We start from the raw sequence: 25292 nt of genomic DNA, 5'->3' as shown, positions 1-25292 counted from the left end.
ATCGCTCAATGCTGCGTGGCGCCTGCGTACCAGGCGGCGGCCGCATCGATTTCGTCGGGCGTCATGTTGCGCGCGATGTTGCGCATCTGCTCGGAAATGTCGTTGTGGCGCGTGCCGTTCGCGAATGCCGCGAGCTGCGCCTTCGTGTAGACCGCCGGCAAGCCGTCGAGCCACGGGCTGCCGACTTTGTGATCGACGCCGCCATGACACGACGCGCACGCCGGAATATTGCGCAGCGGCGCGCCTTGCGAAACGATCTCGGGCGGCTCGCCCTTGAGCTCCACGAACGGCGGCAGCGAGGCGTAATACGCCGCCAGATCGCGCAAATCCTGATCGGACAGATTTTGCGCCATCGGCGACATCACCGCGTTCTGACGCGCGCCGCTCTGGAAGTCGAGCAGTTCCTTGTAGATCACGCTCGCATACTGGCCCGCGAGATTCGGCGAATTGGCGTCGCTCATGCCGCGCGGACCGTGGCACATCGTGCAGCGCAGCGAGAGCGTCGCGCCGCGTCCGATCGAGAGACTGCTCGCGCCGTCGAGCATGTGCGGCGTGAGTTCGACGGTGCTCACCTTGTAGCCGGGCGTCAACGAGGTTTCGCCCTGATGCCACTGGCGCGGTACGCCCGCCGCGCTGCAGATCGCGTTCCAGAGGCCCTGGAAGTTCGGATCGCTTTGCGCCGAAGGCAGCCACACGAAGCCGATCAGCGCGGAGACGAAGAACGCGACGATCGTCGCGCCCACGCTCACGCGAAACCAGGGATTGCGTAACGAGAACAGGCGTTCGTCGCTCATCGCGGCGCTCCAATCGGAATCGCGGGCACGGCGGTGTCGGGTGTCGCGAGCAGTTGCGCGATCGGGTAGCCGTAATTGGCGACCGTGAGGGCGATCATCAGCACGATCCACAACGCGAAGCTGTTGAGCGCGACCGGCAGGCGCGGCGTCTCATGCACGGGCGTGCTGAAGCGGTATTCCTCGGGCGCGGCCGCCTCGCTGCGATGGCCCTGCCAGAGCACCACGAAAAACAGCACGGCCGAGAGTACGAGGATGAAGCCGCCCACCGCCGAGATCGCCACGAGCAGCGCCTGGCCGGCGAGCGCGGGATCGGCGTAATCGAAATACGCCATGCGGCGCGGCATGCCGAGAATGCCGACGAGGTGCCACGGGAAGGTCGTCACGATCATGCCGATGAACCACAGCCACAACTGCCAGCGCATCAGCCGCCAGTTGGTGAGCGCGCGGCCCGTGAGCTGCGGCCACAGATCGTAGGCGATGGCGAAATACATGATGACGATCGCGCCGCCGTAGATCAGGTGGAAGTGGCCCGTGACCCATTGCGTGTTGTGGATCGGCTGGTCGAGCTGGTAGCTCATGTTGATGAGGCCGCCCGCGCCGCCGAAGCCGAGCATCACGAACGAGAACGCCACCGCGAGCATCTGCGGGTTGTGCCACGGCAGCTTCGCGATCCAGCCGAACACGCCCTTGCCGCCGCGCAGCCGGCCCGCGATTTCCACCGATGCGCAGATCGTGAACACCGTAAGCAGCGTCGGCACCGCGACGAGCGCCGTGAACACCGACTGCAGGAACTTGAAGCCCGAGCCCACTTGCGGATCGGTAAACAGATGGTGCAGGCCGATCGGCATCGCCACCACGAGGAACAGGATGAAGGAGATGCGCGCCATCGCATCGCTGTAGAGGCGGCCGCCGATCGCGCGCGGAATGATCGTGTAATAGGCGATGTACGCGGGCATCAGCCAGAAGTAGACGATCGCGTGCAGCGTCCACGAGAAGAACACGCGCGCGAGTCCCGCGTCGATGGTGCTGCGCAGACCGAGCGCCACGGGCAGGATCTGGAACAGCACTTCGATGGCCGCGCCGACAGCGGTCCAGCCCCACAGATACGCGCCCGCCACGGTCGCGAACATCGCGAGCGGCACCGGCTTGCCGCGATTCTCGCGCTTCCACGCCGCGAGGTTCACGCCCATCAACGCGACCCAGACCCACGAACCCACCACCACGAGCACGACGCCGAGGTAATAGAACACGCTGCCGATCATCGGCGGATAAAACGTGTAGAGCACCGAGGCGCGGCCGAGCGCGACCGGCACGCTCGCCGTGACCGAGCCGAGCGTGAGCAGGATGAAGCCGAGCCACGCCCAGCGCACGCCGACCAGCGGCTTTTTCAGCGCGAGTTCGGTGACGGCGTAGCCGAAGCCCATCGCGATGAGCGTGGGAAACGCGTAGCCCATCACGGTGCCGTGCTCGGTGACGGAGCGGTAGTAAAGCTCGGGGTCTTTGAGCCATGGATGCAGCGGGCTGCGCACGAGCATCTGCCACGCGCCCAGCACGAGCGCGACGCCGAACAGCACGAAGGCGAACCAGAAGTGGGCGAGCACGAGGCGCTTGTTATTTAACACAGCTGAGTCTCCGCGAATTTCCCGCCTGGTTGGCCAGTTGCATGAACGCGTCGCGATCGATCACCTTCACGTGCGCCCACATGCCCTGGTGGCCCGTGCCGCAATACTCGTGACACGGCATCAGATGGTCGCCGGGCTTGTCGAAGGTGGTGCGGAAGGTGGAGACGTAGCCGGGCTCGACCATCGAATTCAGATTGGTGTCGGTGACGAGAAAACCGTGCACGACGTCGGCGCTGGTGGCGCGAAACGTGATCGGCACGCCCGTCGGCACGACGATGCATTGCGGCGTGAACGAATACTGCTGCGCGAGCACGCGCACGGTCACCGAGCCGTCGGATTCGAGCGCGCTGCCCAGATTGGTTTCGACGAATTCGCCGGACACGTGCAGCGTTTCGGGGTCGATGGTTTCCACGCGCGAAGGCGGCATCATCGCCCAGTGCAGGCCGGTGAACACCACCATCGCCACCAGCAGCAGAACGAGCGCCACCATGAGCGTGGCCCAGCGGCGCTCCACGCGCGCGGCGACGTCGGCGCTGGCATGGGAATCGGTCGGATTCGTGGACATGGATGAGCGGCCCGCTTATTGGATGACGCCGCGAGGCAGGAACACGAGAAAGTAAAACGCGAACCAGATCGCGAACACGATGGCCGTGGCGATGCCCGCGAGCGCGAGCGCGCCGCCCGGACCGCGCCGCACGATCTCGTCGACCTGTTCGTGCTGCGGGCGCTCGCCCGGTTGTTCGGGAACGGAAGTTTCGATCATCGCGGCCTCAGAAAAGCGGCGCCGAACGCAGCGCGTTCACTTCATGTTCGGAAACCGGCGTGCCGTGATTGCCCCACGCCGTGCGGATATAGGTCACGACAGCCGCCACTTCCTCGTCGGAGAGCGATTGCGCGAAGGGCGGCATGCCGTACGGCATCGGATTCTTGCGCGTGCCGGGCGCATAGCCGCCGTTGAGCACCATGCGGATCGGATTCACCGCCGAGTTCATCTGGATCGACTGATTGTTCGCGAGCGGCGGGAAATGCGGCAGCTTGCCCTGACCTTCGGTCGCGTGGCACACGGCGCATTGCGCTTCGTAGATCTTCTTGCCGAGCGGCGCGAGACGGTTCGCTTCCTCGGTCACGAAATCGCTTTTCGGCGATTTGTCGACTTCGGACGAGTGGCCGGGCAGCGACTTCAGATAGACGGCCACGGCGCGCACGTCGTCTTCGGTCAGATACTGGAAGCTGTCGTAGACGACTTCGGACATCGGCCCATAGACGGCGCCGCGATTCGACACGCCCGCGTGCAGCAGGTCGACGATATCCTCGATGCTCCAGTCGCCCAGACCCGCTTCCTTGTTCGACGTGAGCGACGGCGCATACCAGTTCTGCAACGGAATCAGGCCGCCCTGGAAGGCCTTCGAGGCCGAGTTGCCGCCCAGCGCGTTGATGGCCGTGTGGCACATCGTGCAATGGCCGAGACCTTCGACCAGATACGCGCCGCGATTCCATTCCGCCGATTGTTTCGGATCGGGCTTGAACTCGCCCTCGCGGAAATAGAGCGCGCGCCAGCCGAGCAGCAGCGAGCGCTGGTTATACGGAAAACGCAGCGTGTGCGCGCGATTGGGCTGATGCACGGGCTGCGTCGAAAGCAGGTAGGCGTAGATCGCGTCGGAATCGGCGCGCGTGACCTTGGTGTACGAGGCGAACGGCATCGCGGGATAGAGCAGCGTGCCGTCGCGCGACTTGCCCTCGTGGAGCATGCGATAGAACTCGTCGGCGGTCCAGGCACCGATGCCGTACGTCTTGTCCGACGAAATATTCGGCGTATAGAGCGTGCCGAACGGCGTCTCCATGGGACGGCCGCCGCCGAACATCTGCTGCGACGGCACCGTGTGACACGCAATGCAGTCGCCGGCGCGCGCGAGGTATTCGCCGCGCGCAATCTGCGCGGCGTGGGCGGTGACGGGCTTCGCGTTCGCCGACGCGGCGGCTGCGGCGGCGCTCGCCGCATTGGCGGCATTCGCGGAAGGCGCGGCGGTCTGCGCGCTCGCGCTCAGGGCGAACGCGCAGCACACGGCCAGCGGCGCCAGCAAGGCCGGCAGGCGCGAGGAAAAACGCAGCGAAGTGAGGATTCGATGTTTGCGCACGTCGAGGCCTCGGCTAGTGGGGGACGCTGCCGCAGGCGAGCGGCAGGGGCGCGGGCGGCGCGGGCTTCGGATCGGCGGGCGCCGGCTGCGCGGCCAGCCACGCGGCGATGGCCGTGATGTCGCGTTCGGCGAGATGCGAGGCGATATCGTGCATGCAGTCGGGGCTCGCGGCGCGTCGCGTGCCGTAGCGGAACGCCCCTAGTTGCGCGCTGATGTAATCCGCGTGCAGGCCGACGAGGCCCGGAATGGCCGGCTCCATGCCGGTCAGCCCGGCGCCGTGACAGGCGGCGCACGCGGGCACGTTGCGGTTCGGCGCGCCGTTGAGCACGAGCGATTTGCCGAGCGCGAGCAACGCGGCGTCGACCTTCGGCGTGGCGGGCGGCGGGTAGGGCGGATGCTGCTGCGCGAAGAAGTCCGCGATCTGCTTGAGGTACGCGTCGGGGAGATACGCGAGCAGATAGTTCATCGGCGGATAGCTGCGGCCGCCGTCGCGAAACGCGATCAGCTGGTTGTACAGATAACCGGCCGGCTTACCCGCGAGCCGCGGGAAGTAGTCGTTGTCGGTGCCTTCGCCGTGCGCGCCGTGGCAGGCGGCGCAACCCATCACGCGTGCCTGCATCGTATCGGGCGCGGGCTCAGCCGGCGGTGCCGCGAACAGCGGCGCCCAGGGCAGGACGAGCGCGGCAATGAAGAGGACGAAGCGGGTTCTCAATGATTCCCTCGTTGCGGATTGTGGCGACACAAACGCGGTGCGATTCGATATCAGTTGAGGCGTCGTCCGGTGTGGGGCAGCTTTCGTTCTCTTTGGCAGCCGATGTTCCGGCAGTCCGGCGCGCATCCTCTGATCGACATTATCAAGAAAAATGCCGTCGATGCACGTGAAGGTGTGCAAAAAAACTGTAAGTGGAGAAGTGGATTAACAGGTTTGCTAACGACACGATCGCATGTTTGTTTTCGTCTTCAGCATTGGCGGCGAGACAGTGATGCGGCTTTATCGCTGCTTTTTATTCGGATGGCTAATCAATTTTTGACATGATCGATTCGCGTCACTATGCGGGGGGAAGATTCCGCCGGGCGCCGGTTGGGCACGGTTGTCCGATAACTGCCGGCGCGACGCTCCACGCCCGCCAAGCGCTGTTACGCGACGCTTTTGGCGCGCCAACGCCCGCAAACCATCAGTTGTCCGACGACGTATAATAATTCCCTAAACCGAATGACAAGGAGGGGACGATGGCCGCATCGCTCGCCGCGCCGATACCCGCGCGCAACCGCAACCTGGCCGAGCAGGTCGTCGACTTCATCAACCAGCAGATTGGATCGCGCGCGTTGAAGCCCGGCGACAAGCTGCCCACCGAAAGCAGTCTCATGACGCAACTGGGCGTGAGTCGCACGGTGGTGCGCGAGGCCATTTCGCGGCTGCAGGCCATGTCGGTCATCGAGACCCGGCACGGCATTGGCAGCTTCGTGCTGGAGCCGCGCCGCGAACCGCTCGAACTCGACGTCGTGCCCGCCAGCACGCTCAACGATCTGCTCTCGGTGCTGGAGTTGCGCATCAGCCTGGAGACCGAGTGCGCCGGACTGGCCGCGCAGCGCGCGAGCGAACGCGATCTCGCGAACATCCGCACGGCGCTCGACGCGATCTCGGCGGCAACTCACGCGGGCGGCGACAGCGCAGGCGCGGACCTGGCGTTCCATGTCTCCGTGGCGCGCGCCACCGGCAACCGGTATTTCGTGGACATCCTCACGCAGATGGGCGCCGCGCTCATTCCGCGCCATCGCATTGATTCGGCCGGTATTGCGCACCGCGATCCGAAGACTTACGCCGAACTCGTGAACCGCGAGCACGAAAGCATTTTCGAGGCGATCGCGCGTCAGGACCCCGAGGGCGCGCGCGCGGCCATGCGCATGCATCTGTCGAGCAGCCGCGAACGACTGCGCCGCGCGGCAACGGTGCCTGGCGGCAAGGTCTAATCGCCGTTCGCGCATGACACGCGGCGAAAGCGACGCTCAGGCGATGCTCAGGCAGCGTTCAGGCGCAGAGTTCGAACCTGAACTTCTTCCCGAGCGCGGCGGCGGCGCTGGCCAGCGTGGTGAGCGTGAGGCTGGTGTCGTTCTGGTCGAGCAGGCGGTTGAGCGCCGCGCGGCTCGTTTTCATTTTCGCGGCCATTTGCGTCTTGGTCAGTTGCTGCGCCTTCATTTCCTGCTCGATCTGCCACGCGATCACGCGCTTGATGGCCATGGCCGTCGATTCTTCGAGCAGACCTTCCCCGGCGAGAAAGTCGTCGAAATTTGCGCCGATATGTTTGTTCGTCATGCCGTGCTCCTTGTGCGCGGGGCGCGCTAGCCGTTTTTCAATTGACGTAACCGCTCTCTTGCCAACTCCAGATCGTCTTGTGGCGTGCCGTGCGACTTCTTGATGAAGCCGTGCAGCAGGACGAGGGCGTTGCCCGCGACCGTGAAGAAAACCCGGGCGATGCGCAGCGGCAAATGCACGCGGATCTCCCACAGATCGCGCTCCAGTTTGCGCACGACCGGCATGCCCAGCGGCCAGCCGATCTGCACCACCTTGATTTCCTCGCCGATGGCCTTGCGGTCGGCAGCCTCGAGATCCTTGAGCCATAGCCGAACCGGTTCGTTGCCGGAGCCGGTTCGGAAAAAGTGCACGACGAGCGGCGAGACGTAGCGATTGGGGCGATTCAAATGTATCAACATTGGTACGAAATATCAAGCCGATGGAGTTTGATCTTACGTAGCGATGTGATGCGAAAAGACTCGGCCAAATGGCTGGGTCGGCAGCGGAAGTTGATGTGGATGCCGGTTTGATCGGCTGCCCCAGCACGCGGGCAGCACACGCCAGATGGGCCAAGTAAGTCATCGTACAACTAGGCGACGTTATGGACTGACCGGCCTTTAATGGGAGCGATGTCGCTTGCTCTGATCGTATTTCCACGGCAAATTTAGCCAATTTTCAGGGTAAACACCCAATAGAATCCCACCCGTCTCCTCCCTACAATGTCGTCAGACAACGTACCATGAAGCGCCGCACACGGACCCCGATGCGCGGACGCCGCTCAGGAGACAAGCCCAGATGTCCATTCCCGCCAAGCGTCACGACGACCTGCTGGATTCGGCCAGCGCCAAGGTCATGCGGCACGTGCTGCCGCTCTTCCTGATCATGTTCATCGCGAACTACATCGACCGCGTGAACGTCGGTTTCGCGAATGCGCACATGGAGGCCGATCTGGGCCTCTCCGCGGCGGCCTACGGGCTCGGCAGCGGTCTGTTTTTCATCGGTTACGCGCTGTTCGAAGTGCCGTCGAACATGCTGATGCAGAAGTACGGCGCGCGCGCCTGGCTCACGCGCATCATGGGAACGTGGGGTCTCGTGGCGGGCGCGATGGCGTTCGTGCAGAACGACACCTCGTTCTATCTGCTGCGTTTTCTGCTCGGGATCGCCGAAGCGGGGTTCTTTCCGGGCGTGGTGTATTACTTCGCGCAATGGCTGCCGCAGCAGGCGCGCGGCAAGGCGGTGGCGGTGTTTCTGGCGGGCTCGGCGTTCGCCTCGGTGCTGTCCGGGCCGATCACGGGCGCGCTGCTCTCGGTGCGCGGTTTCGGCCTCGCGGGCTGGCAGTGGATGTTCCTGATCGAAGGCGCGTTCTCGATCGTGCTCTGCGGCGCGAGCTGGCTGCTGCTGAAGTCGCGCATTCGCGACGCGCACTGGCTCACGCACGACGAGCAGGGCGCGCTCGAAAGCTACATGGCGCGCGAACAGGCCGAGCGCGAAGCCGCGACCGGCGCGCACGTGCCCGTCATGCGCCTGCTGAAGGATCCGCAGATCGTGCTGTTCTGTTTTCTCTACTTCGCGATCCAGCTCACGATCTACGCGGCCACGTTCTGGCTGCCGACGATCATCCGCAAGATGGGCAGCCTGACGGATTTCCAGGTGGGCCTCTACAACGCGATTCCGTGGATGATCGCCATCGTCGCGATGTACTGCTTCGCGCTGCTCTCGGCGAAATGGCGCTTCCAGCAGGCATGGCTCGCGCTGGCGCTGGTGATTGCCGCGTGCGGGCTGTTCGCGTCGACCTCGGCGAATCCGGTGTTTTCGTTCGTCGCGATCTGCTTTTCGGCGATTGGCTTCAAGGCCGCCTCGTCGCTGTTCTGGCCGCTGCCGCAAGGTTATCTCGACGCCCGCGTGGCCGCCGCCGTGATCGCGCTGATCAATTCGCTCGGCAATCTGGGCGGATTCTTCGCGCCCGCCACCTTCGGCTATCTACAGCAGCACACCGGCTCGATCGCGGGCGGCCTGTATGGACTCGGCGTGACGTCGCTGATCGCCGCGGCCGCCGCGTTCCTCGCCCGCAACAAACCGACGCGCCGCGCGTTCGGCGACGAAGCAGAGTCCGTCCATCGTGGCGCACACTGAGGCTTTCGCCACGACCGCGACCACTGAGGAAACGCTCATGCAAGACCGCTACTTCGTCTACGTTTCGAACGCCAACGACGGCGAGATCGACGTGCTGCACCTGGACGCCAACGCCGCCACGCTCACGCCGCACGCGCGCACGGCCATCGCGCCGACCGTCATGCCGATGGCGCTCGCGCCCGACCGCCGCCATCTCTATGCCGTGACGCGCGGTTCGGACCTGCATCTGTATCGCTACGCGATCGATGCGCACAACGGCACGCTGACCACGCTCGGCCGCGCGCCGCTCGATTCGAGTTTCGCCTATCTGTGCGCCGATCCGCTCGGGCGCTTTCTGCTCGGCGCCTCGTACGGCGAGCATCGCGTGTGTCTGTATCGCACGCAGGACATCGACCAGGGCCTGGGCGGACCGCTGCAGACCGTGGAAGGGATCCAGAACGCGCATTGCGTGATCGTTTCCGCCGACGGGCACTTTGCGTACGCCTCGTCGCTCGGCAGCGACCGCGTGTTCTGCTTCGCGCTGGAAAACGAGGGGCGCCTGCGCGAGATCGGCGCCGTGGATCTCGGCAAGGGCTTCGGTCCGCGCCATCTGTGCCTGTCGCCCGACGAGAAGACGCTTTACGTGCTGAGCGAATTCCGCGCCACCGTGGCCGCGTTGACGCGCGACGCGCAAACCGGCGCACTTGCGCCCGGCCACGTCTCGCCGCGCGCCGCCGACCTCGCGCATCTGAACGACGGCTTCGCGCGCCCGAGTTCGTCGGACCCGGTGCAGCCCGATCCCGCCGAACTGGCGAAGCTGGTCTGGGCCGCCGATATCCACGTCTCGCCCGACGGCCGCTTCGTCTACGCCTCGGAGCGCACGACCAGCCGCCTGCTCACGTTCGCCGTGCAGCCCGATGGCGCGCTCGACTACGCCGGTTTCGTCGATACCGAAACCCAGCCGCGCGGTTTCCGCCTCGATCCCTCGGGCCGCTTTGCGGTGGCCTGCGGAGAGAAGTCACCGCATGTCTCGCTGTATCGCGTCGATGCGCAGAGCGGGGCGCTCACGCTCGCCGCGCGCTGCGCGGGCGGACACGGTGCGAACTGGGTGGAGATCGTCGCCGCCCCGGCCTGATTTCGGCACATACCGTTTTGACCGACCGACTGGCGCGGGACGCTCGCCCGCGCCGCCTTTAAACAGCGCTTTCAAGCAGGTAAGCCTTCATGTCCACACCAACCGTCCAACCGAACGCCACGCCCGTCGTGACCGAACTGCGCGTCGTGCCCGTCGCGGGCCGCGACAGCATGCTGATGAATCTCTCCGGCGCGCACGGCCCGTTCTTCACGCGCAACGTCGTGCTGCTGCGCGACAGCGCGGGCAACACCGGCATCGGCGAAGTGCCGGGCGGCGAGGCGATCCGCAAGACGCTCGACGACGCGCGCGCGTTCGTGGTCGGTCAGTCGATCGGCAATCTGCAGGCGGTGCTCAACACGGTGCGCAAGCAGTTCGCCGATCGCGACGCCGGCGGCCGCGGCCTGCAAACCTTCGACCTGCGCACCACGATTCACGCCGTGACGGCGCTCGAAGCGGCGCTGCTCGATCTGCTCGGCCAGCATCTGAACGTGCCGGTGGCGGCGCTGCTCGGCGAAGGACAGCAGCGCAGCGAAGTGGAGATGCTCGGCTACCTGTTCTTTATCGGCGACCGGCGCCAGACCGATCTGCCGTACGCGAGCGGCGCCGACGGCCGCGACGACTGGGAGCGCCTGCGCACCGAAGCGGCGATGACACCCGAGGCCGTCGTGCGCCTGGCCGAAGCCGCCAAAGCGCGTTACGGCTTCAACGATTTCAAGCTCAAGGGCGGCGTGCTGGCCGGCGACGCCGAAATGGACGCGGTCACGGCGCTGGCCGAACGCTTTCCCGAGGCGCGCGTGACGCTGGACCCGAACGGCGCGTGGTCGCTGGCCGAAGCGATTCGCCTGTGCCGCGACCAACACGACGTGCTCGCCTACGCCGAAGATCCGTGCGGCGCGGAAAACGGTTACTCGGGCCGCGAAGTGATGGCCGAATTCCGCCGCGCGACCGGCCTGCCGACGGCCACCAACATGATCGCCACCGACTGGCGTCAGATGGGGCACGCGATCCAGTTGCAATCGGTCGATATTCCGCTCGCCGATCCGCACTTCTGGACCATGCAGGGCTCGGTGCGCGTCGCGCAGATGTGCAACGACTGGGGCCTCACGTGGGGCTCGCACTCGAACAATCACTTCGACATCTCGCTCGCGATGTTCACGCACGTGGCCGCCGCCGCGCCCGGCAAGATCACCGCGATCGACACGCACTGGATCTGGCAGGACGGCCAGCGTCTCACACGCGAGCCGCTGCAGATCGTGGGCGGCAAGGTGCAGGTGCCGCAGAAGCCCGGCCTCGGCATCGACATCGATCTCGACGAACTCGACAAGGCCCACGCGCTGTATCAGCAGCACGGACTCGGCGCGCGCGACGACGCGATCGCCATGCAATACCTGATTCCCAACTGGACGTTCGACCACAAGCGTCCGTGCCTCGTGCGCTGAACGCAGGCTCGCCCGATATCGCCATCATCACAGGATCCCCGACCATGACCACGCCGCAAGAACTCAAGCAGATCGTTTCCGAAGGGCTGCTGTCGTTCCCCGTCACCGACTTCGACGCGCAAGGCAATTTCCGCGCCGATACCTACGCCGAGCGCCTCGAATGGCTCGCCCCGTATGGCGCGAGCGCGCTGTTCGCGGCCGGCGGCACGGGCGAATTCTTCTCGCTCACGAAAAGCGAATACTCGCAGGTCATCAAGACCGCCACGGAAACCTGCAAGGGCAAGGTGCCGATTCTCGCGGGCGCGGGCGGCGCGACGCGCGTGGCCATCGAGTACGCGCAGGAAGCGGAGCGCAACGGCGCGCAAGGCATTCTGCTGATGCCGCATTACCTCACGGAAGCCTCGCAGGAAGGCATCGCGGCGCACGCGGAGCAGGTCTGCAAGGCCGTGCCGAAGATGGGCGTGATCATCTATAACCGCGCGAATTCGAAGCTCGGCCCGGACATGCTCGAACAGCTCGCCGACCGTTGCCCGAACCTGATCGGCTTCAAGGACGGCGTGGGCGAGATCGAGGCGATGGTGACGATCCGCCGTCGTCTGGGCGACCGCTTCTCGTATCTCGGCGGCCTGCCGACAGCGGAAGTGTATGCGGCGGCGTACAAGGCGCTGGGCGTGCCGGTGTATTCGTCGGCGGTCTTCAACTTCATTCCGAAGACGGCGATGGACTTTTATCGCGCGATCGCGGCCGATGACCACGCAACGGTCGGCAAGCTGATCGACGACTTTTTCCTGCCGTATCTGAAGATCCGCAATCGCCGCGCCGGTTACGCGGTGAGCATCGTGAAGGCGGGCGCGAAGCTCGTCGGCCACGACGCGGGTCCGGTGCGCGCGCCGCTCACCGAGCTCACGGCCGAGGAGATGGAGCAGCTCGACGTGCTGATCAAGAAGCTGGGCGCGCAGTAAGCTGGCCGATCAGCTCGCATCGCAGGAAAAAAAGCCCGCGAACCGTGATGGTTCGCGGGCCATTTTTTATCGTGCGCGCACGCGTTTATTTCAATCGTTTATTTCAACGGTTCAACGCAGATTTTCAATTTGCGCCGGAGCCGCCGAAAAGATCGAGATTGCCGTGGTCGGCGTCTTGCGCGGACGCATTCTTGCGCGAACGGGCCGCGCCTTTTTTCTCGCGTTTCGCGCGCGGTTTGCCGAACAGGTCGTCCGGCGTGAAACCGAATTCGGCGATGGCGGCGCGGGCGGCCGCGAGTGCTTCGTCGGCCGCCTCGGCGCGCAACGCATCGATACGCGCGTCGAGCGCACGCTTTTCGGCGAGCAATTCGAGGTAAGTTGCCATGTGCGGTCGTGTCGAATGAAGTGAACGGGATCGCCCGATTTTACGTCAAGCGGCGCGCGCGAGGCATGTGACTTGCTAGCTGCATCGGCTGTTGCCTCACCGACGACCGAAGCCGACATGATTTCATTTCGCCTGCTGCCGCGGCGCCGCCTGATCGCCGCTCTGTGTCCACTCCTCATGACGTCCGGCTGCGCCTGGTTCGGTCCGCACATGTTGCGCACCGATCAGGTCGATTACGAACGCGCGCTCGGCGACGCCAAGAAACGCGAGATGCTCGCGACCATCGTCGGGTTGCGTTTCGGCGATTCGCCGTCGTTCGTCGCGGTGAGCCAGATCATCGCGTCTTACACGTTCGAGGCCAACGCGGGCGCGATCGCGGAGGGCGGTTCGAGCACGGCGGGCACCAGCTACGGCCAGGCGAGCGTGGGCGCGACGTACTCGAATCACCCGACCTTCACGTTCGTGCCGACCACGGGCGAGGCGCTCGCCACGGGCTATATTCGCCCGTTGCCGACCGAACTCGTGCTGCCGCTCGCGGACAGCGGCGTGCCGATCGACCTGCTGCTGCGCCTCTCGGTGCAATCGGTCGGCGGCCTGCAAAACGCCGCGCCGCTCGGCGGCCCGACGAGCGACGGCAGCCCCGGCTTTTTCGAACTGCTGCGCGCGTTGCGCCGCCTGCAACTCGCGGGACAACTCACCGTCAGCTACAAGGAAGATCCGGTGGATCACTCGCATCGCGTGACGATGACGCTCGGCAGCGAAGACGCGCCGCCCGAAACGAAAGCCGATCTCGACGACGTGCGCCGTCTGCTGAAACTCTCGCCGGTCGTGCGCGAATATCCGGTCGTGTACGGTCCCGCGAACGGCGACGGTCGCAGCATCCGCATGGTGACGCGTTCTGTGATGGGCATTCTGACCAATCTCGGCGCGCAGATTTCCGTGCCCGAAGACGATGTGAAGCGCGGCGCGACGATTCCCACCGTGCATCTGATCGGCGGCGAAACGCGGCCCACGATCATCGTGCACGTGGGCAGCAAGGCGCCGCCCGATGCGTATGCCACGATCGGTTATCACGACGCCACTTACTGGATCGAAAACGACGATTTCGATTCGAAATACGCGTTGACGGTGCTGCAGAATCTGATCGCGCTCTCGCAGGCGAATCAGGATCAGAAGGCGCCGATACTCACGGTGCCGGCCGGCTGACGCGCCCGAGCGTCACAGATACATCGCCAGCAAGGCCGTCACGAGCGCGGCGCAGCCCATCAGCAGCGCCGCGAGCCAGAGCGAGGCGCGCGCGGGCGCACGCACCGTGGCGGGCAGACGCTTGCGGCCCGTGAGCATCGGGCCGAGCAGATTGTGGCCCTTGGCGAGCGCATAGACGCCGATCGCGCAGACATGCAGCACGACGGCGATGGCGAGCACATCCCAGCCGTAGGCATGCAGCGCCGAAATCGCGTTCGCGAATGCGGCGCTCACGTACTCCGAAAGCGGGCCTTCATCCTCGATATCGTTGTTGACGTAGAGACCGCTGAGCGTTTCGACGAACAGCAACGCGAGTAGCAACAGCACCATCCAGCCGCCCGCCGCGTTGTGGCCCACCTGGGTGTCGGGCTCGCGCCGCAAGACGTGGCGCAGATGCCGCCACGCGGCAAGCGGCGACGCCACGAAGCGCCCGAAGCGCGCGGTCTCGCTGCCGAACCCGCCCCATAGCAGACGGAACAGCACCAGCGCGAGCAGCGTTTCGCCGGCGCGCACGTGCAACTGCATCCAGTTGAAATGCTGCGAAATCCACGCGACGCCGACGAGCAATACAGCGAGCCAGTGAAAGAGCCGGGTCGGCAAGTCCCAGACGCGCACGCTGCGCGAGGGTGCAGCGGCGTCGGTTGCGTTCGCGGGTGGGGCGGTGGCGCGTCGGTCGGTATCCATGGGCGAGCCCGATTCGTCAGACGATGTAGCGCGCCGCTTACGGCGGCATCGGGAGATTATCGCGCGATGGCGGCAGGACGTAGCATCGCACGCCGGTTTCAGCGATACTTCGGCCATACTTTCGCGCGCCTTACTTCGTCTGCGAACCCCTCGAATCATTGAGCCAATGAACAAGAACCGACTCGAAGCGTTCAGCGATGGCGTGCTCGCCATCATCATCACGATCATGGTGCTGGAACTCAAGGTGCCGCACGGCGACAGCATCGCGTCGCTCGCGCCATTGTGGCCGACGTATCTGAGCTACGTGCTCAGTTTCATCTACGTGGGCATCTACTGGAACAATCATCATCACATGATGCACGCGGCGCGCAGCGTGAACGGTACCGTGCTGTGGGCGAATCTGCATTTGCTGTTCTGGCTTTCGCTGCTGCCGTTTACCACGGGCTGGATGGGCGAAAATCATTTCGGGCGCTGGCCGACCATGCTGTATGGCGTGAATCTGCTGCTGTGCGCGATTGCCTATGTCGTGCTGCAAGGCTGCCTCGTGCGCTATCACGGTGCGCAAAGCGCGCTGGCGCAAGCGCTCGGACGCGATTACAAAGGCAAGTTGTCGGTGGTGGGATATCTGTTGGGAATCGGCTGTGCCGCTGCCGATTACGCGCATTTCGGCGCGCTGTTTTTCCTGCTCGTCGCGCTGCTGTGGCTCGTGCCCGACCGCCGCATGGAACGTCTCGTGACGGCTGCGCACGACCATCCGGAAGCGTAAAACACGCGCATGACAGAATGCGAGGCGGCGCACGAATGCGCGCCGCCTCGCCGATCATGCGCTCACGCGCATGCTTTCATCAGCCCGCCAGATGCTTGCGCGCGGCCAGCTCCTTTGCCTTGGCGATATCCGCCTGAATCACGGGCAACCCTTCGGTCGCGGCCTTCTTCAAACCGGCATCGCGACCCGATGCAATTTCCGCCTGAAATGCCGAGAGCGTTTTTTGCTGGCCGGCCAGCGCGACCTGTTCGATATAGGTCTTGTCGAAATCGGCGCCACGCAGATTGTTGATGCTCGAGAGCACGGCGGCGTCCGGATCGTCGCGCGGGACGTCCACGCCGCGCGGACTGGCGGCGCGCATCGAATTCGAGAGCTTCGTGTAGTCGGCGACCAGTTGTTCCGCGAAGGCCTTCACTTCGCGGTCGGTCGAACGCGAGTCGGCAATACGCGCCGCGTCGCGCTGCGTGGCGACGGTTTGCGTGCCGTCCGCGATGAACGATTTGTCGGCGGCATGCAGTTCCTGCGTGGCGCCCGCGGTCGTGGCTGCCGGCGCGGCGGTTTGCGCGTGAGCGCTCACGGAGAGCGCGAGCAGCGCGGTGGCGGAAACACTGGCGAGCGAGGCAAGCGAGAGGCGATTCATGCGAACTCCTTTTCTACGTGATTTCTACGTCATTGGTATCGATTACGCCCACGGCATTCGCGCGCTGCCGCATGCACCGTGCATAGGCGTGCAATGTCCGCGTCGAGTGTCGTTGGCGGCCGCTGGCGGTCTTGCTGCGCAACGGTTGAAGCATTCTAGGAAGGCGTGGCGCGTACAGGTGCAACGATCACGTCGCTTCTGTAACGGTTGGTAAGAACGGGCTTGGACGCGCCACAGCCCGGGCTTGTTCATCGGGGCGTCATGAGAAACGATACACACGGTCGAACGTCCGGTTGCGCGGGCATCGATCGTGCGCTCATCGCACGCATCGAATAGCCCTTATTTTCAGGGGGAAAACCCGAATTCTCCACGGCGAACGCTGTCGCCGATGGCACAATACATGCATAGATCCTGCGCGACAGCAGGACATTCGAGAGACCGAGAATGTTACCCAGCACGAATCCGATGGCGGGCAAGGGGAGGCGCTTCGTCGAGCGCAGTTGGCGATTGCGCGTCGGCGGGCGTGTGCTCGCGTTTTTCTGCATGGCGTCGGTATTCGTGCAGCAGGGGCGCGGCGCGCCGTTCTGGGTGCTGCTCGTCATCGACTGCCTGATCTGGCCGCATATCGCGCGGCGTGCCGCGCACGCGTGGGCCGTGCCGTATCGCGGCGAACGCCTCAATTTGATGGTCGATTCCGCAATGGGCGGCGTGTGGGTGGCCGCGATGCGATTCGATTTGCTGCCGAGCGCATTGATGCTCGTGATGTCGGGCATGGACAACATGGCTTCGGGCGGCATGCGGCTGTTTCTGCGCGGCGTGCTGGCGAATCTTGCGGGGCTGGCGGCCGGTCTGCTGACGTTCGGCTTCGCGTTCGAGCCCGATACGCGCTTGCCCACGCTGCTCGCGTGCCTGCCGTTTCTCGCGATTTATCCGCTTGCGCTGGGCCTCGCGGTGTATCGCATCTCGCGCAAGCTCGCCGAGCAATCGCGCATGCTCGAAGGGCTGAGCCGCACCGACGGCCTCACCGGTCTCTTGAATCGCCGCCATTGGGAAAATCTGCTCGTGCGCGAATTCGAACGCTGCCGCGCGACGCGCTATGCATCGTCGCTGCTGCTCATCGACCTCGACCATTTCAAGGACGTCAACGATACGCGCGGGCATCAGGCGGGCGACGCCGTGCTAAGCGCGTTTGCGGGGCAACTACGCGAGCATTTTCGCGCGAGCGACAGCATTGGCAGGTATGGCGGCGAGGAATTCGGCGTGGTGTTGCCGGGCGCGACGCTCGCCGAAGCGCGCACGGTCGCCGAGCGTTTTGCGCGCGCGGTGCGCTTGCAGGCGAAGGACGCGGACAGCGTGTGCCCGTGTACGGTGAGCATCGGCGTGGCGCAATGCGACGAGGCGATGAACGATCACGCCGCATGGCTCAAGCGGGCCGATTCGAGTCTGTATCGCGCGAAGATGACGGGTCGCGATCGCGTGGTCGCGGAGCAGGGCGAACCTGCGTGAGAGCGATTCCAGCCCGTGTTTTCAGGGCTGAAATCGTCATCGGGTCGACATCAAGGCAGCGAGATCGTGAGATTGGCCGATTGCGGGCCGAGCTTGACGATCTGCGTGTAAGGCGCGAGCGTGCGCAGCGTGTTGTCGCGCAGCCACGTGCTGAGACCCAGCCATCCGAGCACGCCGACGAGCGCGAACACCGCGCCGATCGTCCAGAGCGGCACTTCGCGCTTGAGGCGGTGCACCACCTGATCGGGCAGCGGCCAATGCGGGGCGAACGGCGCGCGCTTGCCCTTCATGTGCGCGATTTCGTCGCCGATGCGCGCGGTCAGATAAGCAAGCTTCTCCGGCCCTTCGAGCATGTATTTGCCCTGAAAACCGAGCAGCAGACACATGTGAAAGACTTCGAGCGATTGCAGTCGCGCGGCGCCTTGTGCGCGACATTGCTCGAGATACTGGAAGAACTTCTCGCCCGCGAGCTGTTCGCCGAACAGCGTGAGTTGCAGCGGACGGCGCTCCCAGTCCGCGCGAATGCGGAACGGCGAGGACAGCACCGATTCGTCGATCGCCGCGCAAAACGCGAACTTGGCCGCGTAGACGTCGTCGGCGGAAACATTCAGCTTTTTCGCGCCGCGCTCGAAGTCGCCGAGAAACTGCTGCACGCGTGCGCTGAACTCGGCGGCGTCACCGGGCTCGCGACCGTTTTTCAGCAGAAACAGCATGAAAAAGCCATCGTAGAGCAGGTCGAGCAGCGAGCGCACCTGATAGGCGGGATCGCCCACCGGCGCTTGCGGCGTGACGGGCGGCGGCGCGACGTCGCCGAAAAGGGAAGGCGCGTTGGTCATGACGTCACCGCAATCAGTTCGAGTTTGAGATCGTTGATGCCCGAGGGCGTGTACACCATCGCCGACTGCGCCTGAATCATGCGCTCATAGAGCGCGCTGCGCGATTCGAGCGCGAAATAGCAGGCGCCCGGGCGCACCGGAATGGCGGGCGGCACTTGCGGCGTGTAGACGAGACGCACGCCGGGCATGGCCGAAAGCACGAGCTTGTCGACGTCGTCGGGCGCGCCGACCTTGAAGCGCGCGGGCACGGCATCGACCAGATCGACGGCGGGCATGTCGGCCGAGACAGCGAGATAGAACGTGGTCTTGTCGTCGATCTTGCCGGAGTCGAGGCGGCCGATATGGAACGACGCGCGCACTTCTTCGAGCGCAATCGCGAAGTACTGCGTGGAGATCACCGTTTCGAGCAGATCGCGCAGGATGGCGTCGAGGCGCGCAAAACCCGGGCCCGGATCGTCGTGACGATAAGCGGGCAGATCGGCGAGCGTGTGATTCTTCGAGAACGTGAGTAACTGGCCCGCAAGACGCAGTTCTTCCTGGAATAGCCGTTCGGGATGCAGCGCCGCGTGCTGATACAGATGTGCGAGCGTCGCGAACGCGCCGCTGGCCGTGTGCAACAGCCAGAACGACGCAATATCGCCCGAGCGGAATTCGATGATGTTCTTGGTCGGCTCGCGGTGGAAACCGTAGAGCGCGTTGACCTTCGCCTGCAGCGCGTCGATCAGGCGGCGCAGGCGCTGATGCAGCAGCGGCGACGCCTCGATCGCGAGGCTCGGCGGCACGAAGCTCTCGTCGGCCTCGAAACCCGACGACGCCGTGCGGCGCACGCGCACCACCGGCACCGACAGCAACTGGTCGCGCGGCTCGGTGTGCGCAACGAGCTTCACGTTGTTCTTGAGGAACGTGATGTCGGCCTGCGCGGCGTCGGTGTAATGATCGGCCACGCTCGACTGTTCGCTCACGTAGCGCGCAATAAAGCCGTCGTCGCGATTGGCCGAATAATTCGAGCCGTTTTCGCGCACCTGATGCAGCGCCAGATAGAACGTGAATTCGTTGATGCCTTCGGGCAGCGTGTCGAGCGCGACGGGCGGCGGCAGGTCGTCGGCTTGCGGCGCGGAGTAGAGCGTGCCGTCGGGAAACACGAGCGACAACTCGCTGATGCGCAGAATATTGCTGCCAAGCGAGTCGTGATCGATACGGATCGAGCGCACGCCCCAGTTATATGGCTGGATCGCCTGGATCGACTCGAAGAGCCGCGCTTCGTGATAGGCGTCTTGCCGCTGGAAGTGCTGAGGCCTGAGAAACAGGCCTTCCCCCCAAAGCACTTTCGAGGAATAGCTCATGTTGATTCAGCGTTATGCGTCGATCGGGTCGTGCCTGGCGTGCGAGCCGCCGGCTGACTGAATTGGTTAAAGAGGTCCGTTTCCGTGAAATTCAACGCGCTTCTGGCGTGTGCATTCATCCCCGCTTTCATCCCCGCATTCCCCTCATTTGCAAGGTTCGCTGCCGCTCTTTCTGCCCCGTTTTAAATCTTCGCATTCGCTGTCACCGATTCGCTTTTAACCACAGGTGACAGACGAAAGCAGATTGAGCGCTTGCGCCGACTGACTCGCATCCGCGGGGATTACGGTACCGCTCGTGACCGTCATGGCGCAGTTGTGCAGGCCAACCATTATGCCGGATTTCTCCGATTTCGCCGGATCGAAAGCGAATTTCCAGCGCTTCATTGCCGGGTCGCGGAACAGCGCGACGATGCCGAAAGCTTGTGCTTCGCGCGAAACTTTCTCTGTGGCGTTATACCGCTGCCCCGGAATCAAGGTGATTTCGCGCACGCTCAGCAGGTCGGCGCCCAAGGTGCTTTTTTCCTTCGCGGGATCGGTGAATGTGTCGAACGGCGCCTGCTGGAACGAGGTCGGATCCTTCAACGCGTAGAGGCGCACGACTAATGCGAGCGGCTTGTTATCGGTCGCCGCATTGAGATTGCGCGCCGCGTAGAGCGTGACGCCGAGGTCGCGCGGCGGCTTCTGGCTGTCGGGTACATCGGGCTTGCCGATGCCCGCGAGTTGCAGCGCCGCCGAGGCCGCGCTGCCCAACGCGGGCACGGCCGCCGCGCACCCGCCCAGCAAGGCAGCAGCGGCGCAAACCAGAGCCGCATTTGATGCGATTTGAATAATGCGCGCAGTCATTTTTATCGCGGGCTTGAAGCCCGAACTCTCCGACAACGTTAAATCCGCTTGAACGTTGGTAATGCACGGCGCATTGCGCGGACATTATCCCCGTGATGCCTTCTTTAATAAAAATCCGGCAAATTTTCCTGCCCGAAGCCCCGTGTACATTGGTTGCGCCGGAAATTATTTCCTTGTCAGCTGTGCGCCCGTTACTTTGTGGCTTCTGTCATGGTTCTTACTCGCTTCTCCAGCACTTTTCAGCTTCACGCGAGGCCCATTTTCTTTCGGGCACTTTTCATTGCACAGTTGAATTATCGAAATTTGGCCTGTACTATACCCGCGCGTTGAGCAATAAGTAAAACACTCGTTTCAATATCGAGATAAGTCTGCGAGACAGAGATCTCGATGGTAGTTTTCGAGGCGCAGATCTCGAAGCTGAATCACAAACACAATCAAACTCTCTGGTCGGTAGAGAAAACATGAATAAGAGCGTCTTCTCGAAGCTAACGGGGGCTGTGATCGCGTGCGGCATCGTCGCGGGTTGCGCCACCCAGGGCAACAATCTTTCCGCATCGCCCGAAGCATTCAACAAGGCGCTCGCCGATGCGGACGCGCTCTCGAAGGGCGGCGACCAGGATCAGGCGATCGCCGCGTATCAGAAGCTTGCAGCCGCCGACCCCACGCGTGAAGAGCCGTGGTCGCGCATTGCCCAGATCCAGTTCCAGCAGCAGCACTACGGTCAGGCGATCGTGGCGGCGCAAGAAGCGCTGCAACGCGATCAGACGGATCGTGGCGCGAAGAGCGTGCTGGCCGTGGCCGGCCTGCGCGTAGCGACAGAGTCGCTTGGCGAACTGCGTCAGGATGCTTCGCTGCAAGGCGACGCGAAGTCGGACGCCCAGGCGCTCGCGAAGCAGTTGCGCGACACGCTCGGCGAGGACGCGCTGTTCCCGCCCGACCAGAGCGCGAAGTCGCCGGTGAAGAAGAAGCGCTATGTGAAGCGCGTCACCAAGGCCGCGCCGAAGGCTGCCGAATCCGCAGAAACGGCGGCTGCACCCGCGGCTCCGGCCGCGCCCGCAGCACCCGCCGCGCCGGCGCCCGCCAAGGCTGCCGGTAACGCCGCTGATCCGTTCAGCGCGCTGCGCTGAGTTTCGAGCACCACACGCGACACGTCCGATAACAAGGTCAAAACGGGAGCAGGGAGCCGTCGATGGCAAAGAAAGAAAGCATCCAGAAGCGCTTGCAGAAAGTGCGGCCGCCGCGCGTCCAGCTGACCTACGAGGTCGAGCGTGGCGATGCGATCGAAGTGAAGGAACTGCCGTTCGTCGTCGGCGTCATGGGCGATCTGGCCGGTCAGTCGGAAATCGAGCAGCCCAAGCTGCGCGACCGCAAGTTCATCAATATCGATCGCGACAATTTCGACGACGTGATGAAAGGCATCGAGCCGCGCGCCGCGTTTCAGGTGGAAAACCGCCTGAGCGAAGCGGGCGGCAAATTCGCCGTCGATCTGCGCTTCAAGTCGATGGCCGATTTCAATCCGGACGAGGTCGTGGCTCAGGTCGAGCCGCTGCGCCGCCTGCTCGACGCGCGTTCGAAGCTCGCGGATCTGCGCAACAAGCTCGCGGGCAACGACAAGCTCGAAGACCTGCTGAGCGAAGTGCTCTCCAATACGCAGCAGTTGCAGGCGCTCGCGGAGAACACTCGCAAAGACCCGTCGGAAGACGAACCCAAGGGCGAATGAGGCGGGGGACGCAATGAATCAGCAAACCGCAGCCGCGCAAAGCGCGGCCATCGAAGCCGAAGACGGCAGCACGTCTTCACTGCTCGACAGCATTGTCGAAAAGAGCAAGGTCGCGAAATCGGATTCGGAGCACGCGCGTGCGAAGGACCTGATCGGCGAACTCGTGCATCAGGTGCTCGACGGCACCGTGGTCGTGTCGAACAATCTGTCCGCGACCATCGACGCGCGCGTGGCCGAACTCGACCGCCTGATTTCCGAGCAATTGAGCGCGGTGATGCATGCGCCGGAATTTCAGCGCCTCGAAAGCACGTGGCGCGGCCTCGATTATCTGTGCAAGGAAAGCAATACCGGCCAGACCATCAAGATCAAGGCGCTGCACGCACCGAAGCGCGACGTCGTGCGCGACTTCAAAGCCGCGGTCGAATTCGACCAGAGCGCGCTCTTCAAGAAGGTCTATGAAGAAGAATTCGGCACGTTCGGCGGCGCGCCTTTCGGCACGCTGATCGGCGATTACGAAATCACGCGCCAGCCCGAAGACATGTACTTCATCGAACAGATGTCGCATGTCGCCGCGGCCGCACACGCGCCATTCATCGCTTCGGCTTCGCCGGAGTTGATGGGCCTCGAATCGTTTGCCGATCTCGGCAAGCCGCGCGATCTGGGCAAGGTGTTCGACACCGTCGAATACGCGAAGTGGAAGTCGTTCCGCGACGCCGAGGATTCGCGCTACGTGGGTCTGACGCTGCCGCGCTTCCTGGGCCGCCTGCCGTTCAATCCGAAAGACGGTGCGACGGCGGAAGGCTTCAACTTCGTTGAAGACGTGGACGGCACCGATCACAGCAAATACCTCTGGTGCAACGCGGCGTGGGCCTTCGGCGCGCGCCTGACGGCAGCGTTCGACGACTTCGGCTGGTGCGCGGCGATTCGCGGCGTGGAAGGCGGCGGTCTCGTGGAAGATCTGCCGACGCACACCTTCAAGACCGACGACGGCGAAATCGCGCTCAAGTGCCCGACCGAAATCGCCATCACGGACCGCCGCGAAAAGGAACTGAGCGACCTCGGTTTCATTCCGCTCGTCCACTGCAAAAATTCCGATTATGCCGCGTTTTTCGCCGCGCAATCGGTGCAGAAAGCGAAGAAGTACAGCACCGATAGCGCCAATGCGAATGCCGTGCTCTCCGCGCAGCTTCAATACATCTTCTCGGTATCGCGCGTGGCGCACTACCTGAAGGCGATGATGCGCGACAAGATCGGCAGCTTCGCTTCGGCGCAAAACGTCGAAGTGTTCCTGAATCGCTGGATTTCGCAATACGTACTGCTCGACGACAACGCCACGCAGGAACAGAAGGCACAGTTCCCGCTGCGCGAAGCGTCGATTCAGGTCGCGGAAATTCCGGGGCGTCCGGGTGCGTATCGTTCGGTCGCGTTCCTGCGTCCGCACTTCCAGCTCGACGAACTGTCGATCTCGCTGCGTCTCGTGGCGGATCTGCCGAAGCCGGCTAATTCGTAATGCAAGCGTCGTAACGGGCGCGTCATCGAAAGCGGCAATCAAGACGACGGAAAGAAAGCCGCACAAAGGGAATTGAGAATGCGCCGAACGCGATTGCCTGCACCGCCAGAACGGTGCAGGCAATGCGGTGCATCCGGTGTAGAGGCCTCGTGTAAATGGGGCCCGCGCCAAGTGTGAGCGGTCCATCGGGCGGCCCGGCTTCGAGCCTCGCGCCGCCGTATAAACCACCTCTATGGGGAGCGATACGTTATGAAGGACATCTATCTAAAATTCGGCAATCCCGCGATCAAGGGCGAATCGCAGGATAAGGACCACGCTAACTGGATCGAAATCGACTCGTGGAGTCACTCGATCCTGCAACCGCGTTCGGCAACGGCATCGACGGCCGGCGGCCACACGTCGGAACGCTGCGAACACGCCGATATGCGCTTCACGAAGGACATCGACGTGGTCAGCCCGCTGCTGTATCAGCACGCTTCGGGCGGCACGACGTTCGACGAAGTCACCATCGACTTCATGCGTTCGGACGGCGAAGGCAACCGCATCAAGTACCTCGAAGTGAAGCTCAAGTACGTGATCATTTCGAGCATCACGCCGACGGTCGTTGGCGAAGGCCTGCCGACCGAAGAGTTTTCGCTCAAGTACGCGGCCGTGCAGTGGAAGTACACGCAGCAGAAGATCGGCGGCAACCAGGGAGGTAACGCGCAGGGCGCATGGAGCCTGACGAAGAACGACAAGACCTACGCGGTCTAAGGTGTCGTTGAACCGGGTGGGGCGCAGGGCGCGCCGCCCGGTTTTCATTGCATGCGACGCCGGATGGTTTGATGAAACGTTTCGAGCCCAGTTTCTTCGACAAGCTGTTCGACGACGAACCGCATTCGCCGGCACCTGCCGCGATGCGGCAATTGTCGCTGGACGAACTGAAAGCGACGGTGGCGCGCGATCTGGAGTCGATTCTGAATACGCGAATCGCCTTCACCGAGCACATGCTTGCGCAATTGCCTGAATGCCGTAAATCCCTGCTGACTTACGGCCTGAACGATTTCGCGGGTTTGAGTCTCGCGAGCCATTACGATCGCGCCTTTATCTGCAAGTCGATCCAGCAGGCAATCGAGCGGCACGAACCGCGCCTGCAACGTGTGACGGTGTCGCTCGAATTGAATTCGCGCTCGACCAGCGTGCTGAATTTCGCTATTCAGGCATTACTGGTCGTGCATCCGGCCGAAGAGCCGGTAAACTTCGATGCATTGCTGCAGCCTTCGACGCTGCAGTATTCGGTCTCGCGCGCACGCGCGAAGACCTGAAGCACGGCAACGGCCGCG

Annotated in this window: 27 protein-coding genes; 13 read left to right on the top strand and 14 right to left on the bottom strand. The window is 63.8% G+C overall.

Annotated features, from left to right (window positions below; genetic code table 11):
* Positions 1-5: 5 nt before the first annotated feature.
* From BMY06_RS24085 to BMY06_RS24060, 6 genes are all read right to left on the bottom strand, one after another.
* Positions 6-794 carry a c-type cytochrome gene (locus tag BMY06_RS24085; protein WP_074985725.1) on the bottom strand — a complete coding sequence of 263 codons (789 nt, stop codon included), beginning with the start codon at positions 792-794 and terminating at the stop codon, positions 6-8.
* Entirely contained in the window at positions 791-2416 is a 1626-nt protein-coding gene (locus tag BMY06_RS24080; protein ID WP_074985724.1) for a cbb3-type cytochrome c oxidase subunit I, read from the bottom strand. Before BMY06_RS24080 ends, BMY06_RS24085 begins: the two co-directional genes overlap by 4 nt.
* Entirely contained in the window at positions 2406-2981 is a 576-nt protein-coding gene (locus tag BMY06_RS24075; protein ID WP_065058965.1) for a cupredoxin domain-containing protein, read from the bottom strand. Before BMY06_RS24075 ends, BMY06_RS24080 begins: the two co-directional genes overlap by 11 nt.
* A 15-nt stretch (positions 2982-2996) precedes the next feature.
* Positions 2997-3179, bottom strand: coding sequence for a hypothetical protein (locus BMY06_RS24070; RefSeq protein ID WP_065058906.1), 183 nt, complete (start codon positions 3177-3179; stop codon positions 2997-2999).
* Positions 3180-3186: 7 nt separating this feature from the next.
* Complete coding sequence (locus BMY06_RS24065; protein WP_074985795.1) at positions 3187-4461, bottom strand: c-type cytochrome; 1275 nt, start codon at positions 4459-4461, stop codon at positions 3187-3189.
* A gap of 103 nt (positions 4462-4564) precedes the next feature.
* On the bottom strand, positions 4565-5170 hold the full coding sequence (locus tag BMY06_RS24060) for a c-type cytochrome (protein ID WP_110328222.1): 606 nt from the start codon (positions 5168-5170) through the stop codon (positions 4565-4567).
* Between the two features lie 611 nt (positions 5171-5781).
* On the opposite strand from BMY06_RS24060, the gene BMY06_RS24055 reads away from it, so the two are divergent.
* The gene (locus tag BMY06_RS24055) at positions 5782-6522 is read left to right on the top strand and encodes a FadR/GntR family transcriptional regulator (RefSeq protein WP_074985722.1); all 741 of its coding nucleotides are present in this window, start codon (positions 5782-5784) and stop codon (positions 6520-6522) included.
* 58 nt (positions 6523-6580) lie between these two features.
* Here BMY06_RS24055 and BMY06_RS24050 read toward each other — a convergent pair whose 3' ends face one another.
* Positions 6581-6865: an XRE family transcriptional regulator gene (locus BMY06_RS24050; protein ID WP_065058904.1), complete on the bottom strand. Its 285-nt coding sequence runs from the start codon at positions 6863-6865 to the stop codon at positions 6581-6583.
* Positions 6866-6891: 26 nt separating this feature from the next.
* On the bottom strand, positions 6892-7251 hold the full coding sequence (locus tag BMY06_RS24045; protein ID WP_244144400.1) for a type II toxin-antitoxin system RelE/ParE family toxin: 360 nt from the start codon (positions 7249-7251) through the stop codon (positions 6892-6894).
* Positions 7252-7639: 388 nt separating this feature from the next.
* Between BMY06_RS24045 and BMY06_RS24040 the strand changes: the two genes are divergently transcribed.
* The 4 genes from BMY06_RS24040 (at position 7640) to kdgD (ending at position 12492) form a co-directional block, all read left to right on the top strand.
* Positions 7640-8977 (top strand): MFS transporter, encoded by a 1338-nt coding sequence (locus BMY06_RS24040; RefSeq protein ID WP_074985719.1) that lies wholly within the window; start codon positions 7640-7642, stop codon positions 8975-8977.
* Positions 8978-9014: 37 nt separating this feature from the next.
* A complete protein-coding gene (locus BMY06_RS24035; protein ID WP_074985793.1) occupies positions 9015-10091 on the top strand; it encodes a lactonase family protein in 1077 nt (358 codons plus the stop codon).
* An 89-nt stretch (positions 10092-10180) separates the two neighbouring features.
* A complete protein-coding gene (gudD, locus tag BMY06_RS24030) occupies positions 10181-11530 on the top strand; it encodes a glucarate dehydratase (RefSeq protein WP_074985718.1) in 1350 nt (449 codons plus the stop codon).
* 44 nt (positions 11531-11574) lie between these two features.
* Complete coding sequence (kdgD, locus tag BMY06_RS24025) at positions 11575-12492, top strand: 5-dehydro-4-deoxyglucarate dehydratase (protein WP_074985716.1); 918 nt, start codon at positions 11575-11577, stop codon at positions 12490-12492.
* Positions 12493-12616: 124 nt separating this feature from the next.
* Here the strand turns inward: kdgD and BMY06_RS24020 are convergent, their stop codons facing one another.
* Complete coding sequence (locus BMY06_RS24020) at positions 12617-12877, bottom strand: H-NS family nucleoid-associated regulatory protein (protein ID WP_065058899.1); 261 nt, start codon at positions 12875-12877, stop codon at positions 12617-12619.
* 132 nt (positions 12878-13009) lie between these two features.
* Here BMY06_RS24020 and BMY06_RS24015 point away from each other — a divergent pair, with 132 nt between their 5' ends.
* Positions 13010-14083, top strand: coding sequence for a hypothetical protein (locus BMY06_RS24015; RefSeq protein ID WP_373681642.1), 1074 nt, complete (start codon positions 13010-13012; stop codon positions 14081-14083).
* A 12-nt stretch (positions 14084-14095) separates the two neighbouring features.
* On the opposite strand, the gene BMY06_RS24010 is transcribed toward BMY06_RS24015, so the two are convergent.
* Positions 14096-14806, bottom strand: a complete 711-nt coding sequence (locus BMY06_RS24010; RefSeq protein ID WP_080180445.1) for a cytochrome b/b6 domain-containing protein — start codon at positions 14804-14806, stop codon at positions 14096-14098.
* Positions 14807-14972: 166 nt separating this feature from the next.
* Here BMY06_RS24010 and BMY06_RS24005 point away from each other — a divergent pair, with 166 nt between their 5' ends.
* Positions 14973-15572, top strand: a complete 600-nt coding sequence (locus tag BMY06_RS24005) for a TMEM175 family protein (protein ID WP_065058897.1) — start codon at positions 14973-14975, stop codon at positions 15570-15572.
* A gap of 79 nt (positions 15573-15651) precedes the next feature.
* On the opposite strand, the gene BMY06_RS24000 is transcribed toward BMY06_RS24005, so the two are convergent.
* Positions 15652-16212 carry a DUF4142 domain-containing protein gene (locus BMY06_RS24000; RefSeq protein ID WP_065058896.1) on the bottom strand — a complete coding sequence of 187 codons (561 nt, stop codon included), beginning with the start codon at positions 16210-16212 and terminating at the stop codon, positions 15652-15654.
* 444 nt (positions 16213-16656) lie between these two features.
* Between BMY06_RS24000 and BMY06_RS23995 the strand changes: the two genes are divergently transcribed.
* On the top strand, positions 16657-17718 hold the full coding sequence (locus BMY06_RS23995) for a diguanylate cyclase (protein WP_074985714.1): 1062 nt from the start codon (positions 16657-16659) through the stop codon (positions 17716-17718).
* A gap of 50 nt (positions 17719-17768) precedes the next feature.
* Here the strand turns inward: BMY06_RS23995 and icmH are convergent, their stop codons facing one another.
* The 3 genes from icmH to tssJ all read right to left on the bottom strand — a co-directional run bounded on the left by icmH (position 17769) and on the right by tssJ (position 20740).
* Entirely contained in the window at positions 17769-18554 is a 786-nt protein-coding gene (icmH, locus tag BMY06_RS23990) for a type IVB secretion system protein IcmH/DotU (RefSeq protein ID WP_065058894.1), read from the bottom strand.
* Positions 18551-19897: a type VI secretion system baseplate subunit TssK gene (gene tssK / locus BMY06_RS23985; RefSeq protein ID WP_065058893.1), complete on the bottom strand. Its 1347-nt coding sequence runs from the start codon at positions 19895-19897 to the stop codon at positions 18551-18553. The genes icmH and tssK overlap by 4 nt, the downstream gene beginning before the upstream one ends.
* A gap of 216 nt (positions 19898-20113) precedes the next feature.
* Positions 20114-20740, bottom strand: a complete 627-nt coding sequence (gene tssJ, locus BMY06_RS23980; RefSeq protein ID WP_065058892.1) for a type VI secretion system lipoprotein TssJ — start codon at positions 20738-20740, stop codon at positions 20114-20116.
* A gap of 461 nt (positions 20741-21201) precedes the next feature.
* Between tssJ and BMY06_RS23975 the strand changes: the two genes are divergently transcribed.
* From BMY06_RS23975 to tssE, 5 genes are all read left to right on the top strand, one after another.
* Complete coding sequence (locus BMY06_RS23975; protein ID WP_074985712.1) at positions 21202-21867, top strand: tetratricopeptide repeat protein; 666 nt, start codon at positions 21202-21204, stop codon at positions 21865-21867.
* A 62-nt stretch (positions 21868-21929) separates the two neighbouring features.
* The gene (gene tssB, locus BMY06_RS23970; protein ID WP_065058890.1) at positions 21930-22460 is read left to right on the top strand and encodes a type VI secretion system contractile sheath small subunit; all 531 of its coding nucleotides are present in this window, start codon (positions 21930-21932) and stop codon (positions 22458-22460) included.
* 13 nt (positions 22461-22473) lie between these two features.
* Positions 22474-23970: a type VI secretion system contractile sheath large subunit gene (gene tssC / locus BMY06_RS23965; protein ID WP_065058889.1), complete on the top strand. Its 1497-nt coding sequence runs from the start codon at positions 22474-22476 to the stop codon at positions 23968-23970.
* A gap of 249 nt (positions 23971-24219) precedes the next feature.
* Positions 24220-24723 (top strand): Hcp family type VI secretion system effector, encoded by a 504-nt coding sequence (locus BMY06_RS23960; RefSeq protein ID WP_065058888.1) that lies wholly within the window; start codon positions 24220-24222, stop codon positions 24721-24723.
* Positions 24724-24794: 71 nt separating this feature from the next.
* Positions 24795-25274: a type VI secretion system baseplate subunit TssE gene (tssE, locus tag BMY06_RS23955; RefSeq protein WP_065058887.1), complete on the top strand. Its 480-nt coding sequence runs from the start codon at positions 24795-24797 to the stop codon at positions 25272-25274.
* The last annotated feature ends 18 nt before the right edge of the window (positions 25275-25292 follow it).

Source organism: Paraburkholderia tropica, assembly GCF_900109265.1.
Lineage (GTDB): Bacteria > Pseudomonadota > Gammaproteobacteria > Burkholderiales > Burkholderiaceae > Paraburkholderia > Paraburkholderia tropica.
Note: the sequence above shows the minus strand (reverse complement) of the source record. Positions and strands in the feature narration are given on the sequence as shown.